The 17719-nt window shown below is 75.1% G+C and carries 16 protein-coding genes and 2 pseudogenes; 9 read left to right on the forward strand and 9 right to left on the reverse strand.

What is annotated here, in order from left to right; translation table 11 throughout:
* The first annotated feature begins 69 nt into the window (after positions 1 to 69).
* Together K7G60_RS24460 and K7G60_RS24465 are read left to right on the forward strand one after the other, a co-directional pair.
* Positions 70 to 591, forward strand: a complete 522-nt coding sequence (locus K7G60_RS24460; RefSeq protein ID WP_225803086.1) for an isochorismatase family protein — start codon at positions 70 to 72, stop codon at positions 589 to 591.
* Positions 588 to 971: a (2Fe-2S) ferredoxin domain-containing protein gene (locus tag K7G60_RS24465; protein WP_225803087.1), complete on the forward strand. Its 384-nt coding sequence runs from the start codon at positions 588 to 590 to the stop codon at positions 969 to 971. Before K7G60_RS24460 ends, K7G60_RS24465 begins: the two co-directional genes overlap by 4 nt.
* Positions 972 to 979: 8 nt before the next feature.
* On the opposite strand, the gene fdhD is transcribed toward K7G60_RS24465, so the two are convergent.
* Positions 980 to 1807: a formate dehydrogenase accessory sulfurtransferase FdhD gene (gene fdhD / locus K7G60_RS24470; RefSeq protein WP_225803104.1), complete on the reverse strand. Its 828-nt coding sequence runs from the start codon at positions 1805 to 1807 to the stop codon at positions 980 to 982.
* 266 nt (positions 1808 to 2073) lie between these two features.
* On the opposite strand from fdhD, the gene K7G60_RS24475 reads away from it, so the two are divergent.
* Complete coding sequence (locus K7G60_RS24475; RefSeq protein ID WP_225803088.1) at positions 2074 to 3018, forward strand: beta-ketoacyl-ACP synthase III; 945 nt, start codon at positions 2074 to 2076, stop codon at positions 3016 to 3018.
* A gap of 689 nt (positions 3019 to 3707) precedes the next feature.
* On the opposite strand, the pseudogene K7G60_RS24480 reads toward K7G60_RS24475, so the two are convergent.
* Positions 3708 to 3941: pseudogene (locus K7G60_RS24480) on the reverse strand (phage holin family protein); the annotation flags it as partial.
* A 1173-nt stretch (positions 3942 to 5114) separates the two neighbouring features.
* Here K7G60_RS24480 and K7G60_RS24485 point away from each other — a divergent pair.
* Together K7G60_RS24485 and K7G60_RS24490 are read left to right on the forward strand one after the other, a co-directional pair.
* Positions 5115 to 6290 carry a lycopene cyclase family protein gene (locus K7G60_RS24485; RefSeq protein ID WP_225803089.1) on the forward strand — a complete coding sequence of 392 codons (1176 nt, stop codon included), beginning with the start codon at positions 5115 to 5117 and terminating at the stop codon, positions 6288 to 6290.
* A gap of 23 nt (positions 6291 to 6313) precedes the next feature.
* Complete coding sequence (locus K7G60_RS24490; protein WP_225803090.1) at positions 6314 to 7873, forward strand: FAD-dependent oxidoreductase; 1560 nt, start codon at positions 6314 to 6316, stop codon at positions 7871 to 7873.
* A 164-nt stretch (positions 7874 to 8037) separates the two neighbouring features.
* Here the strand turns inward: K7G60_RS24490 and K7G60_RS24495 are convergent, their stop codons facing one another.
* The 4 genes from K7G60_RS24495 to K7G60_RS24510 all read right to left on the reverse strand — a co-directional run bounded on the left by K7G60_RS24495 (position 8038) and on the right by K7G60_RS24510 (position 12987).
* Positions 8038 to 9045 (reverse strand): DUF5914 domain-containing protein, encoded by a 1008-nt coding sequence (locus K7G60_RS24495; RefSeq protein ID WP_225803105.1) that lies wholly within the window; start codon positions 9043 to 9045, stop codon positions 8038 to 8040.
* Positions 9046 to 9146: 101 nt separating this feature from the next.
* Entirely contained in the window at positions 9147 to 10217 is a 1071-nt protein-coding gene (locus K7G60_RS24500) for a phytoene/squalene synthase family protein (protein WP_225803091.1), read from the reverse strand.
* Positions 10214 to 11704, reverse strand: a complete 1491-nt coding sequence (gene crtI / locus K7G60_RS24505; protein ID WP_225803092.1) for a phytoene desaturase family protein — start codon at positions 11702 to 11704, stop codon at positions 10214 to 10216. The genes K7G60_RS24500 and crtI overlap by 4 nt, the downstream gene beginning before the upstream one ends.
* On the reverse strand, positions 11701 to 12987 hold the full coding sequence (locus K7G60_RS24510; protein WP_225803093.1) for a polyprenyl synthetase family protein: 1287 nt from the start codon (positions 12985 to 12987) through the stop codon (positions 11701 to 11703). Before K7G60_RS24510 ends, crtI begins: the two co-directional genes overlap by 4 nt.
* 212 nt (positions 12988 to 13199) lie before the next feature.
* Here K7G60_RS24510 and K7G60_RS24515 point away from each other — a divergent pair, with 212 nt between their 5' ends.
* A complete protein-coding gene (locus tag K7G60_RS24515; protein WP_225803094.1) occupies positions 13200 to 13907 on the forward strand; it encodes a methyltransferase domain-containing protein in 708 nt (235 codons plus the stop codon).
* A gap of 13 nt (positions 13908 to 13920) precedes the next feature.
* Here the strand turns inward: K7G60_RS24515 and K7G60_RS24520 are convergent, their stop codons facing one another.
* Entirely contained in the window at positions 13921 to 14268 is a 348-nt protein-coding gene (locus tag K7G60_RS24520) for a DUF3140 domain-containing protein (protein WP_225803095.1), read from the reverse strand.
* A gap of 9 nt (positions 14269 to 14277) precedes the next feature.
* Entirely contained in the window at positions 14278 to 14514 is a 237-nt protein-coding gene (locus K7G60_RS24525) for a DUF2945 domain-containing protein (RefSeq protein WP_225803096.1), read from the reverse strand.
* A gap of 186 nt (positions 14515 to 14700) precedes the next feature.
* Here K7G60_RS24525 and K7G60_RS24530 point away from each other — a divergent pair, with 186 nt between their 5' ends.
* The 3 genes and pseudogenes from K7G60_RS24530 to K7G60_RS39465 all read left to right on the forward strand — a co-directional run.
* Positions 14701 to 15228 carry a hypothetical protein gene (locus tag K7G60_RS24530; RefSeq protein WP_225803097.1) on the forward strand — a complete coding sequence of 176 codons (528 nt, stop codon included), beginning with the start codon at positions 14701 to 14703 and terminating at the stop codon, positions 15226 to 15228.
* Positions 15229 to 15712: 484 nt separating this feature from the next.
* Positions 15713 to 16900, forward strand: coding sequence for a spore photoproduct lyase family protein (locus K7G60_RS24535; protein ID WP_225803098.1), 1188 nt, complete (start codon positions 15713 to 15715; stop codon positions 16898 to 16900).
* A gap of 6 nt (positions 16901 to 16906) precedes the next feature.
* Positions 16907 to 17034: pseudogene (locus K7G60_RS39465) on the forward strand (IS630 family transposase); the annotation flags it as partial.
* 102 nt (positions 17035 to 17136) lie between these two features.
* Here the strand turns inward: K7G60_RS39465 and K7G60_RS24540 are convergent.
* Positions 17137 to 17719: restriction endonuclease (locus tag K7G60_RS24540; RefSeq protein WP_225803099.1), on the reverse strand; the 583-nt coding region annotated here is incomplete at its 5' end.

Here is a 17719-nt window from a genome sequence, read left to right on the forward strand (position 1 = left end):
CCCCCTCCGTCGGCCGGATCACACCCACGCCCCGCCCGCGGTGATCATCCGGGCCGCTACGGTGCTCCCATGCCCGCACTCGATCCCGGCCGCACCGCGCTCGTCCTCGTCGACCTGATGGAACGCATCGTCGCGCTGCCCCTCGCACCCCGCCCCGGCACCGACGTCCTCGCCGCCTCCGCCCGGCTCGCCGACACCTTCCGGGCCGCCGGCGCGCCCGTCGTCCACATCCGCGTCGAACGGCCGAACGTCGCCGCCCAGCCGCCCGGCAGCGAGCTCGTCCCCGACCTCGTCCGGGACGGCGACCCCGTCGTCGTCAAGCGCACCATCGGCGGCTTCCAGGACACCGGACTCCACGAGCTGCTCGCCGGATTCGGCGCCACCACCCTGGTCCTCGGCGGCATCGCCACCAACCTCGGCGTCGAGTCCACCGCGCGCGCCGCCTGCGACCTGGGCTACGACCTCGTCTTCGCGGAGGACGCCATGGCCGCCCTCACCGCCGACGAGCACCGCGCCTCCGTCGACCTCGACTTCCCGCGCCTCGGCACGGTCGCCCCGGTCTCCGCGATCACCCTGGACGGCCCCGAGTGACCCCGGTCCCGATACGGTACGGGGCCCGCCCCTGCTCCCTGGTCGTCTGCCGCGGCTGCTGCTGCGGCGACGCCCGCAAGAACCCCGGCACCGACCACGCCGGCCAGCTCGCCCGCCTCCGCGAGGCCGCCGCGGCCTCCGGCGGCCGGCTCGCCGTCCGGACCAGCGACTGCCTCGGACCCTGCGCCCAGGCGAACGTCGTCGTGGTCCAGCCCTCCACCGAGGGGCGGCGGCGCGGCGGACGGGCCGCCTGGGTCGGCTTCACCCTGGACGAGGACTGCCTCGACGACATCCTCGCCTGGACGGCCGCCGGCGGCCCCGGCATCGCCCCGCCCCCGGCCACCCTCGCCCTCCAGATGATCGACCCGCCGAAGAACTGACGGGACCGTCAGAGCACGATCCGGTGCTCGCCCGCGTACACGTTCATGTCCGGCCCGCGCAGGAAGCCGACCAGGGTCAGGCCCGTCTCGGCGGCCAGGTCCACGGCGAGCGAGGACGGCGCGGACACCGCGGCGAGCACCGGGATCCCCGCCATCACGGCCTTCTGCGCCAGCTCGAACGAGGCCCGCCCCGACACGAGCAGCACGGCCCGCTCCAGCGGCAGCAGCCCCTCCCGCAGCGCCCGCCCGACCAGCTTGTCCACGGCGTTGTGCCGGCCCACGTCCTCCCGCACGTCGAGCAGCTCGCCGTCCTCCGTGAACAGCGCCGCCGCGTGCAGGCCGCCGGTCGAGTCGAAGACCCGCTGCGCCGCCCGCAGCCGATCCGGGAGCAGGGACAGCAGCGCGGGGGCGATCCGGAGCGGGGGAGCGTCGGCGATCGGGAAGCGGGCCGTGGTGCGGACCGCGTCCAGGCTGGCCTTGCCGCACAGCCCGCACGAGGACGTCGTGTAGACGTTCCGCTCCAGCGAGATGTCCGGGACCGCCACGCCGGGGGCGAGCTGCACGTCCACCACGTTGTACGTGTTCCGGCCGTCGTCCGTGGCGCCCGCGCAGTACACGATGTTCCGCACGTCCGAGGCCGCCGCCAGGACCCCCTCGCTCACCAGGAACCCCGCCGCGAGCGCGAAGTCGTCGCCCGGCGTGCGCATGGTGATCGCGATCGGGCGCCCGTTCAGCCGGATCTCCAGCGGCTCCTCCGCCACCAGGGTGTCGGGCCGCGTGTTGACCGCACCGCCCCGGATCCGCAGGACACGCCGTCGCTCGGTGACCCGTCCCATCGTGACGCACTCGATTCTCTCCGCGGGGAAGGCCGGGAAGGCCCTGACGGCCCCATTCTCCGCCACGATCCTCTCCCCCCCTCCGGACCCCTCCGTCGAACGCACGTCCGGGGCCGGGCGGGGAGCCGTGCCCGGCCCGGGGCCTTGTCACGGTCGGCCAAGCGATACGGGGGAATGTTGGTGGTTTACGTCACCGGTTACTGATCAGTCGCTGGCAAGACTGGGTGGTCCTGCCGGACGAACGAACCACCTAGGGGGTCCCGAGTATGACGGGCACTCGCATTGCCGCGCTCGGGCACTACCAGCCCGCCAGGGTGCTGACCAACCACGACCTCGCCGAGCTGGTCGACACGAGCGACGAGTGGATCCTCAGCCGGGTCGGCATCCGCACCCGGCACGTCGCCGGCCCCGACGAGCCGGTCGACGAGCTCGCCGCCCACGCGGCCGGCAAGGCCCTCGCCGCCGCCGGCCTCACCGCCGGCGACGTCGACCTCGTCCTCGTCGCCACCTCCACCGCGATCGACCGCTCGCCCAACACGGCCGCCCGGGTCGCCGCCCGCCTCGGCATGGGCTCGCCCGCCACCATGGACCTCAACGTGGTCTGCGCCGGCTTCACCCACGCCCTCGCCACCGCCGACCACGCCGTCCGGGCCGGGGCGGCCCGCCGCGCCCTCGTCATCGGCGCCGACAAGATGACCGAGATCACCGACTGGACCGACCGCACCACCTGCGTCCTCACCGGTGACGGGGCCGGCGCCGCGATCGTCGAGGCCACCGAGACCGACACCGGCGGCATCGGCCCGGTCCTGTGGGGCTCGGTCCCGGAGATGGGCCACGCCGTCCGCATCGAGGGCACCCCGCCCCGCTTCGCCCAGGAGGGCCAGTCGGTCTACCGCTGGGCCACCCAGCAGCTGCCCGCCCTCGCCCGGCAGACCTGCGAGCGCTCCGGCATCGCCCCCGAGGAGCTCGCGGGCGTCGTCCTGCACCAGGCCAACCTGCGGATCATCGAGCCGCTCGCCGCCAAGATCGGCGCCGTCAACGCCGTCGTGGCCCGCGACGTCGTCGACTCCGGCAACACCTCGGCCGCCTCCATCCCGCTCGCCCTCGCCAAGCTGGTCGAACGCGGCGAGCTCCCTTCCGGCGGCATGGTGCTCCTCTTCGGCTTCGGCGGCAACCTCTCCTACGCCGGACAGGTCGTCCGCGTCCCGTAGCAGCCCCGGGTCCTCCCGGCCGCCGTGCCCCGTTCGGCGGAGCCCGGTGGCGGCGCGCCGGGGGCGGACCTAGCTTCGATCGCGGTGAGGGTCGTCCCCTTCCGGCCGCGGAATCGCTCCGCGTCCGGGCCCTCGCGCGATCTGGAGGACCGCCATGCGCGTGATACGTGCCGCTTCCGCCGCCCTGCTCGGCGCCGTCGCCGTCGTGACGGTCGCGCCCCTCGCGACGGCCGGCGACGGCGACATCACCTCGTTCGGCTTCTCCGTCACCCCCGCGACGATCGCCCCCGGCGGCACCGTCACCCTCACGTCCGACGGCTGCGAAGTGCCCTCCGTGACCGTCACCTCCACCGTGTTCGAGACCGTGACCCTCAACGAGGGCCGCCCGGGCACCGCGACCGTGGACCTCGACGCCAAGGTCGGCACCCAGTACGACATCACCTTCGACTGCAAGGGCGAGCGGGGCACCACCCGGCTCACCATCGCCCAGGGCGACACCGGCGGGAACACCGGGCACGACACCGGCACGCACACCGGAGCCCAGAAGGGCGTGAAGGCCGGCTACGGAACCGCCGCCTCCGGCGCGGACGCCGACGGGCTCGGCGCCACCGAACTGGTCACCGGCGTCCTGCTCATCGCCGGAGCGCTCGGCGCCGCCGTCGTGCTCACCCGCCGCCACGCCGACGGCCGCTCCCGACCGCCGCGGCGACGAGAACCTGGACGGCCAGGATGCCGACGAGGCCCGCACCGCCGAACAGGCCGCCGCCCCGTCCGTAGCGTCCGCCCTTCCGGGTCATCTCCGCCCGGGCCAGTTGCATCTCTTCCCGTGCCAGTTGCGAGATCTGCTGTGCCGCGCGTGCGACCAGGTCGGCGACCGGTTCGTCGGTACGACCGTGATCCGGACCGCGTCCAACAGCACTCATGGGATCCTCTCCCTCCTTCGGCTGCTCGCCCTTTCAGCCTCCCGGCACGACGGCGGACACGCTCTCGCGCGGCCGCGCGGTCACCGGTGCCGACGGGCGCCATCGCGTCGTCAGCGCGCCTACCCCGCACATCGACGGTCACCCACCCGACCGGCGGACGCCGATGGGACCGCAGCGGGACGCCGGGACGGTTCCGGGCGTCCGGCGGGCCGGACGGGCTCGGGCGCACCCGCCGGTGCGCGACGGGCTGATCCGCCGCATCCGCTGGTGCGCGACGGCCGAAGAACGGTGCAGACGGCCGCTTTCGGCGCGGTCCACCGACGTGAGGGAGAACGCCATGACGCCTTCCGAAGCCTTCTACCCGGGCAGCTACACGCCCGCCGCCGGCACGTTCGTCTGTGACTGCGCCGAAGCGCACACGTGGCGCATCGATGTCGAGGGACACCTTTTCCCGCCCTTCCCGGCGGCGTGTACGGGCCGTGCCTGGCGCTCCGCGGTGCCGTCGGCGCACCCGGAGCCGGCTCCTGCCACCACGAGGACGCGGGAGGCGCCCCGGCCGTAGCGGTGTCCGGCCCCGCGTGGTCCCCTGCCCGGACGCTTCGGACGGGGGGCCGTCGCATGTCCGGGCAGGGGCGAGCGTCTGCTGCTCGGGGGGTCACAGCACGCTCGTCCCCCTCTTCCGCCGAAGGTCCCCGTGTGGATGCACCAGGACCGGCGGCGTCTGCGGGCGATGTCGGAGGCAGCGCGGGCGCCCCGGGAGGAAGCCGGTGCGGAAACGACGCGTGTGGCCCGTGCGCAGCGCTTCTTCCCTGGTCAGGGGGGCGGCGCACCAGTCCCTGAGGAGTACGCCATGAACGCTGTTCCGCGGGGCTCCCCCCGCCCATTACGCACCACCGCACAGGCCCCGCCCGGTCTTCCTGTCCGCCTGGCGCAACCGGGGCCGCCGCCGGCCCGGACTCCTCCCCGGTGTCCGGGCGGACGACGGCCCGCCGTGAGCGGGGGCGGGGAGCGGATCCGGGCGGAGAAAACGACGCGGTGCCACGGCGCGGCTGCATCCGCGGAAGGCCGCGTGGGGGAAGCCTGGTCCGGACGGTCCTCCCGGGCGGGCGGACCGGGACGGGCCTCCCGTATGGCCGGGGGGTCCACCGTCGAGAACGGAGCCGGCCGGGGACCATGACGTACAGCGGCGACATCGTCATCGTCGGCGCGGGAGCCGCCGGCCTCTCGCTGGCCTGGCGGCTGCTCGACCCGCCGCCCGGTGTCCGGGCCCCGGACGTCGTCCTCGTCGACGCGCCTCCCGGCCCGCTCCGGCCCCCCGAACGCACCTGGTGCTACTGGGAGGCCGGGCCGGGTGACTACGAGCCGCTGCTCACCGCGAGCTGGCGCCGGCTCCGCGTCCGCGCTCCCGACGGCGGCGGCCCGGCCCGTGACCTCGGCGGGCTGCGCTACAAGATGCTGCGCTCCGCCGCCTTCGAGCGCGGTCTCGAGCCGCGCCTGGCCGGGCTGCGCAGGATCGAGGCGGTCGTCGAGCGCGTCACCGATCTGCCGCACGGTGCCGAGCTGGTGTGCCGTACCCCCGAGGGCGCCGTGCGCACCCTGCGCGCCCGCTGGGTGTACGACTCCCGCCCTCCCGCCGTACCGCCGCCCGCGCGGGTGGCGCTCCTCCAGCACTTCCGCGGCTGGTTCGTCCGCTGTGACCGCCCCGCGTTCGACCCCGGCACCGTCGAGCTGATGGACTTCCGCACGCCCCAGCCCCGGCACGGGCTCTCCTTCGGGTACGTCCTGCCCCTCAGCCGCCGTGAAGCGCTCGTGGAGTACACCGAGTTCAGCAGGGCGCCCCTCCCCCGGGCCTCCTACGACGAGGCGCTGCGCCACTACACGGAACGGGTGCTGGCACTCGGGCCGTACCGGGTGACGGACACGGAACAGGGGGTCATCCCCATGACCGACGGCAGGCACGACCGCCGGCCCGGCCGGCACGTCTTCCGCATCGGCGCGGCCGGCGGGGCCGTACGCCCCTCCACCGGATACGCCTTCGCCGCCATCCAGCGGCAGTCCCGTGCGGTGGCGGACGCCGTGCACACGGGCCGCACGCCCGTTCCGCCGTCCGCCCATCCGGCCAGGGCACTCGCCATGGACGCCGTCCTGCTCCGCGGGCTCGACGCCGGCCGCATCGACGGGCCCGCCTTCTTCACCCGGCTCTTCGACCACGTGCCCGCCGCCCGCCTGCTGCGCTTCCTCGACGGCACGACCCGCCCCGCCGAGGAGTTCGCCATCGGCCTGCGCACCCCCGTCCTCGCCATGCTCCGCACCGTCGCCGAACTGCCCCTGCTCGCCCGCCGAACCTGACCGAGACCCCGAGGAGAACCCCCATGAACGTCCACGACCGCGCGCCGGCCGCCCGCCGCGGCCGCGACCGCAAGGCCGTAGTCGTCCCCGCACACCCGGGTCGGCCCGTCGCCGACGGTCCACGGCCCCGGTGCGCGGTCGTCGGCGGCGGCATCGCGGGCATCGCCGCCGCCACGGCGCTGGCGGAGCGGGGCGTCCGCGTCACCCTCTACGAGCGGGAGGCGGCGCTCGGCGGCCGCCTGGCCGGCTGGCCCACCGAGCTCGCGGACGGCTCCGCCGTCACCATGAGCCGCGGGTTCCACGCGTTCTTCCGCCAGTACTACAACCTGCGGGGCCTGCTGCGGCGGGCCGACCCCGGCCTCGACCGGCTCCGCCCGCTGCCCGACTATCCGCTGCGGCACGGCTCGGGGCTGCAGGACGGCTTCGCCCGGGTGCCGAGGACACCGCCGTGGAGCGCCGTCGGCTTCACCCTCCTCAGCCCCAGCTTCGGCGTGCGGGACCTGGCGCGGATGAATCCCCGCGCCGCGCTCCCCCTGCTCGACGTGCGCGTGCCCGAGATCCACCGGCGTTACGACGGCGTCAGCGCGCTCGAACTGCTCGACCGCATCCGCTTCCCCGCGGCCGCCCGGCATCTCGCCTTCGAGGTCTTCTCCCGGAGCTTCTTCGCCGACCCGGCCGAACTGTCCGCCGCCGAACTCGCCCTCATGTTCCACATCTACTTCCTCGGCTCCTCGGAGGGGCTCCTCTTCGACGTGCCGGACGAGCCCTATCCGCAGGCGCTGTGGGACCCCCTCGGCCGCTATCTGGAAGGCCACGGCGTCGACATCCGTACGGGCACCGTGGTGACCGGCCTCCGACCCGCCCCGGACGGCGGCCATCTGATCCGCGCCGCCGGGGCCGCCGAGCACGCCGACGCGGTCGTCCTCGCCCTGGACACCGCGGGGCTGCGGACCCTCACGGCCGCCTCTCCCCACCTGGGCGACGAGGCGTGGCGCGCCCGGATCGGCCGGCTGCGCACCGCACCGCCCTTCCTCGTGTCCCGGATCTGGCTCGACCGTCCCGTCGCCGCCCACCGCCCCGGCTTCCTCGGCACCAGTGGTCACGGGCCCCTGGACAACATCAGCGTGCTCGACGTCTGGGAGGGCGAGGCCGCGCGCTGGGCCGCGAAGACCGGCGGATCCGTCCTCGAACTCCACGCGTACGCCGCGGATCCGGCCACGGCCCCGGAGACCCTCGCCCGCGCCCTGACCGAACAGCTGCACCGCGTGTATCCGGAGACGTCCGCGGCGGGCATCGTCGACCGGCGGGACGAGTGGCGGCAGGACTGCCCTCTCTTCGCCGTGGGCGGCGACGCGGACCGGCCCACTGTCGACACGCCCGATCCGACCGTCACCGTCGCCGGGGACCTGGTCCGCACGGGCCTCCCGGTGGCGCTCATGGAACGGGCCGCCACCACCGGCTTCCTCGCGGCCAACGCCCATCTGCGGCGCTGGGGGCTGCGCGGGCAGACGTTGTGGACCGTGCCCGACCGGGGCAGGTCCGCAGCCCTGCGGTTCCTGGCGCGCCGCTTCGGCGAAGGCTGACGGCCGGACGCCTCGGCGGGCACCGGCGGACGGCCGCCGGCAGACGAACGCCGGCGGTCGGGCGCCGGCACCGCAGGGCCGGGCCGGCGGCTCCTCCTCGTGGACGGAGGGAGCGCCCGCGCCCGCCGGGCCCGAGGGGCCGGCGGACCGGGCCGTCGAGCCGCTCAGCCGGGGAAACGGCCGTCGCTGCGCAGGGCGAAGCGCCGTTCGGCGTACGCGAGGTCGTCCCGCCACAACCGGCCCGCCGCGGCCCGGATCGCGGGCCGCAGCAGCGGGGCGAGCGCGCGGGCCAGCGCGAACCCGCGCCGGTCCGAACCGGCCACGACCGCCTCCACCACGGCGGTCCTCGGGCGCCGGGAACCGGGCGGTGTCAGCGGCGTCGCGTGCGTCTCCACCACCGAACCCGTTCCCTCGCCGGCCACGATGCGCATGACGACGGTGCGCGCGTCCGGTGCGTCGAACGCCGCGCGCACCGGAACCACCGCCCGTCCGGCCACCTTGAACGACACGTCCACCAGCAGGACGTCGTCCGTGTCGTCCTCGCCGGCGGGATCGTCCAGCACGGTCAGGTCCACGAACGAGTACGGGTGCAGCCAGGCGCCGTGCCAGGGATCGAGGCGGTTCGCGACCACGTCCTCCGGTTCGCACCTACCCACCCCGGTGTACACCGCGGCGACCTGACCGTCCCCCCTCGGCCGGGCCGGCACGGCGGGGCGTTCGGTCGGCGCTTCGCCGCCGGCCCGGTCGAGCCGTACCCACAGCAGGACCCCGTCGTCGTACACCGGCCACGGCGACCACCCGGCGAAAGGGGCTCCGTCGAGGGCGAGGCCGTGCCAGTGACAGATCAGCCGGCCGCACCGCACCACGCTGTCCTTGAGCGGGGCGCCGAGGTGCGGGCAGGCCCCGGGCCCGGCGTGGGGCACGCCGTTCCCGTCGCGCCACAGCACGATCTCCGTGCCGGCGACCGTCCGTCCGAGCGGCCGGCGGGCGGTCAGGTCCGAGGCGGCGCCGACGACGAACCAGTTCCCCGAGGGACGTGCCCGGGCCCGCTCCAGGGCCTCCGCGATCCGCGCGGGCTTGGCGTCCTGCCACGTGGGGCGCTGGCGCTCCCAGGCGACGACGTTCCGGCGCAGCCGCAGCGGCAGCGCCGTCCGTCGTTCCGGCCGCCGGATCGATCCGGTGTCCCTCCGCCCGGCCGGACCGCCGTCCGCACGCCCGACCGGACGGCCGTCCGCACGCCCGGCCCGTCCGCGGTCCGTCCCGTTCTCCGCGCTCACGACCTGTCCTCTCCCCGACGCTCCGTCACCGCTCCCCCGTTCGCCGCCGCGACGGCTGCCCCGTCGTACGCCCTCCCGCCGTTCGCGCTCCCGCTCCCCGGCCCGAACCCGGCCGGGTCGGTGCGGGGCGCGGGGCGGGCGGCGGTGCGCGCGGCGAGGGCCCCGGCCAGGCCGCGCAGCGCCACGGCCGCCCTCCGCCGCCGGCCCACCACGGCCCTGCGGTGCACCGCCGCGTACCCGTCCTTCTCGATCGCCCCCAGGATGTCGCGGTACAGCACGAAGGCCGTGCGCACACACGGCGCCGACACGGGGTCCAGGCGCTCGATCCCCGGCTCGGCCGCGCGGTAGACCTCCCGGGTCAGGGCCGCCGCCGCGCGCAGCGCCGAGGTGATCCGTGCGTCCCGGCACCCGGTGCGTCTGCTCCACGTCAGCAGCTCGCGGTCCACGCCGTGCGCCGCCAGCAGGTCCAGGGGCAGGTAGACCCGCCCCCGGTCGAGGTCCTCGCCCACGTCCCGGAGGAAGTTCGTCAGCTGGAAGGCCACCCCGAGCGCCGCGGCGTACGGCTCCGCCTCCGCCCGGGGCACGACCGTGCCGAGCACCGGGGTCATCTGCAGTCCGATGACGGCGGCCGACCCGTGCATGTAGGACCTCAGGTCGGCGTAGGTCGGGTACTCCTCGACCGACAGGTCGCTGCGCATCGACGCGAGGAAGTCGGTGAAGTGGCGGGCCGGAATGCCGTACCGGACCCTCGTGTCGGCCGCCGCCCGCACCACCGGTTCGCCGGCCTCCTCGCCCCGGACCGCCCGCAGCCACTGCCGCTCCAGCGCGTCGAGGGCGAGGCGGCGTTCGTCCGTGGAGGCTCCCGCACCGAGGTCGTCGACGATGTCGTCGGCGTAGCGCGCGAAGCCGTAGAGGGCGTGCACGGCGGCGCGCCGGTCCACCGGGAGCAGGCGGGTGGCGAGGAAGTACGTCTTGCCGTGCCGGGCGTTGAGCCGGCGGCAGGCGGTGTAGGCCGCCCGCAGCGACGGATCGGTGATGCCCGCGGCGTCCAGTTCGCGCACCGTCATCCGGCCCGGCCCTTTCCGGTCACGCGGGCCGCGGCGAGCTTCCCGGAGATCAGCACCGTGGGCACCCCGACGCCCGGGGTCGTGCCGCACCCGGCCAGCACGGCGTTCTCCGTGCCGGCCACGAGGTTCCGCGGCCGGAACGGGCCGGTCTGCGCGAGGGTGTGGGACACGGAGAAGGGGGTTCCGGCCGCGTGCCCCAGCGCCGTCCAGTCCGCCGGAGTGACGAGGCTCTCCTCGTCGACGGACGCCCCCAGGCCGGCCAGTCCCCGGCGCTCCAGCTCCCGCACCAGGTCGTCGCGGTAGCGCGGTCCGAGCTCGCCCCAGTGAGTGGCCCCGAAGCCGGTCTCCGTGTTGGGGCAGGGGGCCAGGACGTAGTGCAGATGGCGCCCCGCCGGGGCCAGCGACGGGTCGGTGGCGGTGGGTCTGGTGATCAGCAGCGAAGGGTCGCTCATCAGCCGTCCGGAACCGGTCAGCTCGCCGAACACGGCGTCCCAGGCGTGCCCGAACGACAGCGTGTGGTGGGCGAGTTGGGGCCAGGTGCGGTCCGTCCCGACGTGCAGGACCACCGCGCTCGGGGCGTGCCGCAGCCGGACGGGACGCCTCGGGGTCCGTCCCAGGAGCCGGTAGGACACCGGCAGGTCCGGTGTCAGGACGACCGCGTCGCAGGGGATCCGGTCGTGCTCGGTGACCACGGCGGTGACGCGCGGGCCGGTGCGCTCGAGGCGGGCGACCCGCTCGCCGAACCGGAAGACGACGCCCGCCCGGGTCGCCGCCTCGGTCATGGCCACCGGCACGGTGTGCATCCCGCCGCGCGGGAAGTAGACGCCGGCGACCGTGTCCATGTAGGCGATCACGGCGTAGGCGGCCAGCGCACGGGACGGGGCGACCCCGGCGTACAGGGCCTGGAAGGAGAACACCCGGCGCAGCCGCTCGTCCGACAGGAAGCGTCCGACGGCCCGGTCGAGGCGCCCGAAGCCGCCGAGCGCCGCGAGCCGTGCCAGGTCCGGGTGGAGCAGCCGCAGGGGCGAGTCGAAGTTGGCGTCGATGAAGCGCCGCATCTGCACGGCGTAGAGCTTTTCGAGCCATCGGCGCAGCCTGCGGTAGCCCAGGGCTTCCCGTGCACCGGCGAAGGCGGCGATCTCGGCCTCCATGACCTCGGCGTCGGTGTGCACGTCGAGGCGGGTGCCGTCGGCGAAGAGCGCCCGGTACGCGGGGTGCAGGGGGACGAGGTCGACGTGGTCGCGCAGCGAGTCGCCCACGGCCCGGAAGGCCTCGTCGAGGACGTCCGGCATGGTGAGGACGGTCGGGCCCGTGTCCACCCGGTAGTCGCCGAGCCGGAGGTGCCCGGCCCGGCCGCCGGGCCCTTCGTCCCGTTCCACCACGGTCACCCGCCGGCCCGCGCCCGACAGGTGCAGCGCGGCGGCCAGGCCTGCCAGGCCCGCTCCCACGACGACGACGTGGTCCGTCGGACCGGTCAGGGTCTTCAACGGGCTTCTCCGATCAGAACGGTGTCGGTGCTGTCGTCGGTGACGGCGACGACGGCGGGGTCCGCGGTGTGTGCGGCATGGCGTACGGCTCCGGGCCGGGCGGGCCGTCCGGGGGCGGGACTCCGCCCGCAGGCGTCGCGCAGCAGGTCACCGAGGCGGTCCGTCGCCTCCCGTGACAGGCCGGCGTCGGCGACCGCCTCGACCCCGCGGGCGCACAGCTCCTCGACGCGCCGGGAGACCAGGTCGCGCGCCCCGCACGTCTCGAGGAGCTCCAGCACGCGGTCGACGTCCACCGCCCGGGCGGCAGGGGCTCCGCGGTCGGCTTCCCCGGCCCGGACGGCAGGAGTTCCACCGTCGGCTTCCCCGGCCCGGACGGCAGGAGCCCCCAGCACCTCGTCCAGGAGCCGCAGTCCGACGTGGTCCCCGTCGCGCAGGCACAGCTCCCGCGCGACGGCCAGCAGATAGGTCGCCCTGCCCTCGCGGATGTCCTCGCCGCTCGGCTTCCCGGTCGTCGCCGGGTCTCCGAAGGCCCCCTGCAGGTCGTCGTGGAGCTGGAACGCCAGCCCGGCCGACCATCCGGCCGCGCGCAGTCGTCCCACCGTGTGCTCGGGCGCGCCCGCGAGTACCGCGCCCAGCGCCAGGGGTTGTCCCACCGTGTACAGCGCCGTCTTGAGCACGGCGGTGTGCACGGCCCGGTTCGCCGAGGTGGCGCGTGTGACCTGGCCGTGCAGGTCGAGGTACTGACCGGCCACCATCTGCATGCGCATCACCCGCCACACGTCTGCCGCCCGCCGCTCCGCCGGTGCTCCCCGAACGGCCTCGGCGAAGGCGTCGTCGGCCCAGGCGAGGGCCAGATCCCCGGCGAGCACCGCGGCCGCCCCGCCGAACGTGCCGCACGGCGACGCGCGCCCGGCCGTCCCGTACTGCCGGTCTATGCCGACGTGCACGGCGGGGCGTCCGCGCCGCAGCGTGGAGCCGTCCATGACGTCGTCGTGGATCAGTGCGCAGGTCTGGATCAGTTCGAGCGCCGCGGCGACCCCCAGGGCCCGGGGGGCCTCGCGGGCGCCTCCCCCGCAGCCGCGCATCGCCCACCACAGGAACGCGGAGCGCAGCCGCCTGCCGCCGTCCAGCGCGAAACGCGCCACGCGGCCGGCGATGTCGGCCGCGAAGACCGGATCCGCGGCCTCGGCCTCCTCCAGTCGCCGCTCCAGCGTCCCTCCGAGCCACTTCCTCACGGCCGCGGGCACGTTCTGGTCGACGTCGGACGGATCGAGTACGTGCATCGCAACTCCCCTTGAAGGCGGCCTGGCCCGTGTGGCTCACCGGCTCATCGGCCCATCGGCTCACCGGTGATTCAGTACCGCCGCCGCGAGCGGATGCACCGTTCCTTGGGCCGTGCGGACCACGTCCGGCCACGAACGGCGTGCCGTGCCGGGTCCGCCGGTACGCCGGCCGTGACACTGGGAAGCCCCGCACGTTCCCCGGAGGCACCGCCATGGCCCTGCTGAGAGACGCCGAACTCGCGGGCGCCTTCGACCACGCGGCCGGCACCTACGACCGCATGACCTCGGCCAGCCCGGGCTACCACCGGCACCTGCGCCGTTCGGCGCGCCGCCTCGCCCTGCCGGGCCTCGGCGCGGGCTGGTCCGTGCTCGACCTCGGCTGCGGCACGGGCGCCTCGACCGCCGCCCTCCTGCGCGCCGCGCCGCTCGCTTCCGTCACCGGGGTCGACGCCTCGTCCGGCATGCTGGCCCGGGCCCGGAGCAAGGCCTGGTCCGGCCGGGTGACGTTCGTCCAGGCTCCCGTCGAGGGCATGGCCGAGGCCGGCGTCGAAGGCCCGTACGACGCGGTCTTCGCCGCCTACCTCTTCCGCAACGTCGCGGATCCCGACGCCGTCCTCGGCCGGGTCCGCGACGTGTTGCGTCCCGGCGGACGGCTCGCCGTCCACGAGTACGCCCTGAGCGGGCGCGCCGTCGACCGCGCGCTGTGGTCGGCGGTCATGGCCGCCGTGGTGCTGCCTTGGGGCCGGAGCCACGGCGACGGGGCGCTCTACCGCCATCTGTGGCGCAGCGTGCTCGACTTCGACACGGCCGACGCGTTCGCCCGCCGGGTCCGCCGAGCCGGGTTCACCGGGGTCCGCGTGCTGCCCCAGCCGGGCTGGCAGACCGGCATCACGCACACCTTCGTGGCCACCCGGCCCTGACGGGGCGGGGCGGTCAGTCCGAACCGTCGGCAAGGGGGTCGTGCCCCCAGTTCATGAGCGAGTGACGCCACCGGGTGTCGCTGACGTCGCCCGCGGGCCGCTGCACCGCGTGGCGGCGGATGTAGCCGTTCACCTTCGCCATGTGCCGGTAGTCCGCGTCCGTCAGCTCGCCCTTCTTCTTGCGCAGGATCCGGACGATCTCGCGACCCGACGCGTGCCCGGTCGACTCGCCGCCGTCCTTGTGCTCGCCCGCCTGCTTCGACGTGTCGGTGGCGAGCCACTCCTCCAGCGTCGACGGCGTCATGTTGACCAGTTCGCGGAAGGTCTCCCAGGTGTCGCGCCGGTCGTCCTCGCCCGTCACGGGTGCCCCCTACCGCTTCTTCTTCAGCGCGCCGGGCTTGTGCACGGCGGTCCGCCCCGACCTGTCGCTGCGCACCTCGTACTGCGGGTCGTCCGGCGAGGCGTCGACCGTGCGTCCGGCCGCGCGGGTCCGTTCGGTGATCTTCCGCTCCACCGTGCCCCCGGTCTCGCTGCCGTGGCTGCGCCACGCGACCTCGTCGCCCTCGGACAGCTCCTGCTTCCCCGAGGGCCTCTTCCTCTTCGTCATGGCCCGCTCCTTTCCCGGCCCGCACGGTCTTTCGTGCGGGACCGGTCTCCACCCTGTGGGGGAACCCCGCCGCCCGCATCCTCACCGTCTCCGCCGCCCGTCGGTGCATCCGGGGGCCGCCGAGCGGCGGAAGGGAGGTCAGGGGCACAAGATGGTGCTCGTCCCCGCGGAGGAGAGAGGTGTTCCATGTGGCCCAGTGACGAGTCCGTCCCCCGCGACGGCGCGCCGCGCCCCGCGGGCCCCGGCGACGCCCCGTATGCCGCGGGTCCCGACGGCGCCCGGCACTCCGGCGGTCCCGACGACGCCCACCGGCCGCCCCCGGGCGTCAGTGACGCCACGGTCGAGGCGCTGGGGTCGCTCTCCAAGGCGCTGGAGACGGTCGAGCGGGCCCGCGGCGCCCTCTACGGCTTCCACCAGCTGACGGGCACCGCCGACCTCGAGCTCGACCGCGCGGTGCGCCTGCTGCGGGAAGCCGGCCACGGGGACTGGGCCGACCGGGTGGAGACGGAGATCCTCGGACGCAACGTCATCCCCGGGCACTGGACGTTCCAGATCGTCGAGGCGTACGACCGGACGTACTACGAGCCGTTCAAGGGCCTGGAACGGCTCGCCGTCTCCCGGCTCGCCGGAGGGCGGGACCATCTGTACGAGGCACGGCTCAAGGAGGCACGGCGCACCCCGGGCCACCCCGACCACACGCCCGGCCCCGGCTGACGGCACCACGGCCGGCACCACGGCAGCGGTCGTTCGCGGGGAGCCGCCCGCGGCCCCGGCGCGGGCCTCGCCCGCCGGTTCGCCGACCGCGGCCTCCGGGTCGCCCTGCCCGGGCCGGACCGGCACCGGAATGTTCCAGGACGCCGATCGTCTTCCGGTGCCGCGGGGGCTTCGGGCGCACACGCCCCGGGCGGCCCGCCTGACCTCCCGGCAAGGGTTCCCCGGCTGCTCGCCGAGGTACCGCTCGACCGGACCGGCCCCCTCGGTCGGGGTGGTCGTATCGAGGAGGAACGTCTCGCGGGCGCTCACGAAGACCCGCGGAGACGAGGACGGCAACTACCTAGACTGGGACGAAAGACCCGGTGACATCCCTGAGTGCCGGCTACGGCCCACGGAGGGCCCGCCCGTGCTTCCCGGCGCGGTGCCGGGCCCGTCGTGCGGGGCGGACACCTGCGAGACATCGACGGAACGGAGCGGAGTGGACATGGGACGGCGTCCCGAGGACGAGCCGGGCGACGGGGCCGGGACGCTGTTCGGCGTGGACGACCTCATGGCCGCGGCCGCGCCGGCCGGGGCGGAGCCGGAGGCCGCGCCCTTCCGCGACGGTCCGGAGGCCCGCCGGCTCCTGCGGGTGACGGAGATCCACGCGGAACCCGCCGCCGCCGCGTCCTGGCGGGGCCGGCAGATCATCGCCCGCTTCCCCGACGCCCGGCTCGTCGAGACGGACTCCCACTGGCGCATCCCGCACCTGCACGGCAACGAGGGAAACGTACGGCGCTGGGTGCGGATCAAGCGGGAGACCCTGGTCCTGGGCGAACGCACGTCCCTCGCCGTCCGGCCCAACGGACGGTCCGCCGACTGGATCGCCCCGGGCCTCTCCAACGGCTGCGCCATGGCCTGCGCGTACTGTTACGTCCCGCGCCGGAAGGGTTTCGCCAACCCGATCACCGTCTTCACGAACGTCGACCGCGTGCTCGGCAGCCTCCGCCGTCACATCGTCGCCGGCGGCCCCAAGACAGAACCCACCCAGTGCGACGAGCGGGCCTGGGTCTACGACATCGGGGAGAACGGCGACTGCTCGGTGGACGACCTGATCAGCGACAACACCGCCGACCTCGTCCGCGCCTTCCGGCACTGGCCCACGGCCAAGGCGTCCTTCGCCACCAAACTGGTCAACCCGGACCTCCTGCGGCTCGATCCGCAGGGTCGCACCCGGATCCGGTTCTCCCTCATGCCGCCGGAGGACTCACGCCTCCTCGACATCCGGACCAGTCCCGTACCCGATCGGATCGAGGCCGCCGCGGACTTCCTGGACGCCGGCTACGAGGTGCACTTCAACCTCTCCCCGGTGGTGATCCGCCCGGGCTGGCAAGAGGCCTGGGACGACCTGCTGCGCATGATGGACGACGTCCTGCCCCGGCGGGTGAAGGACCAGAGCGCGGCGGAGATCATCATGCTCACCCACAACCAGGACCTGCACGCGGTCAACCTCGGCTGGCATCCCCGGGCCGAGGACGCCCTGTGGCGCGAGGACCTCCAGCAGCCCAAGCGCTCCCAGAACGGCGCCTGGAACGTGCGCTACCGCACCGCCGTCAAACGCGAGGCCGTCGAGACCCTCTCCCGCATGATCGAGACCCGCGCGCCCTGGCTGCGGATCCGGTACGCGTTCTGACCCCTCGTCCGTGACGTCGTCGGCCCCTGCCCGACCCGTCGGAGAAGGCGTTCGTTCTCCACGTGGACGAGAAGCCACGGATCCAGGCCCAGGACCGGTCCCGGCCGGTCCTGCCGATGGCGCCCGGTGTTCCGTCGCCCGTAGGCCCCGCGGTCGAAGCACGGCGGCTTCGCTCCCGGAGTGGCGGCGCGAGCGGGCCGAGACGCACACGCGCTACGTCTCCGGCAACGGCCGCCTCAGCTGTCGCGGGCCGTTCCGCTCCGGGTGCCGGGCACCGGTTCGTCCACCCCGGCGGCCCAGGGGGCCGGCGCCGTCGACGCGGTCCAGGCCGCCAGCTCCGTACCGTCGACGCAGACGATCCCGCAGGAGGCCGCGTACTCCAGGGCCGGCTCCGTGAAGGAGCTGGTGGTGACGAGGACGGCCACGTCGGCCTCGTGCACGGCGTGACAGGTGCCGCCGAACCGCTGGAGGTCGGGGGAACCGACCCTGTGGTCCTCCCCGTACTGCTTACACTGGAGGACCACACGCCTCCCGTCGGCGGTCGTCGCGATCACGTCCGCGCCGAGGTCGCCGGCACCGCCGACCACCTCCACGGGGGAACAGCCGTCGCGGGCGCACAGTGCGGCGATCGTGTGCTCGAAACCGTCCGGGTCGACGGCCAGGTGGTCCAGCGCCCCGGGACCGACGACAGGCGGCGCGGCGGGACCGGCAACGGCCGGGGCGGTGCCCCGCGGCACGGCGGCGGTACCGAGGGCGCCCTCCCCCACCCAGCCGCCCGCATCCGGCAGGCCCGCCCCACCCGCCGGCCCCGCCCCCCGC

Source organism: Streptomyces sp. NK15101 (assembly GCF_020400725.1).
Classification (GTDB): Bacteria; Actinomycetota; Actinomycetes; order Streptomycetales; family Streptomycetaceae; genus Streptomyces.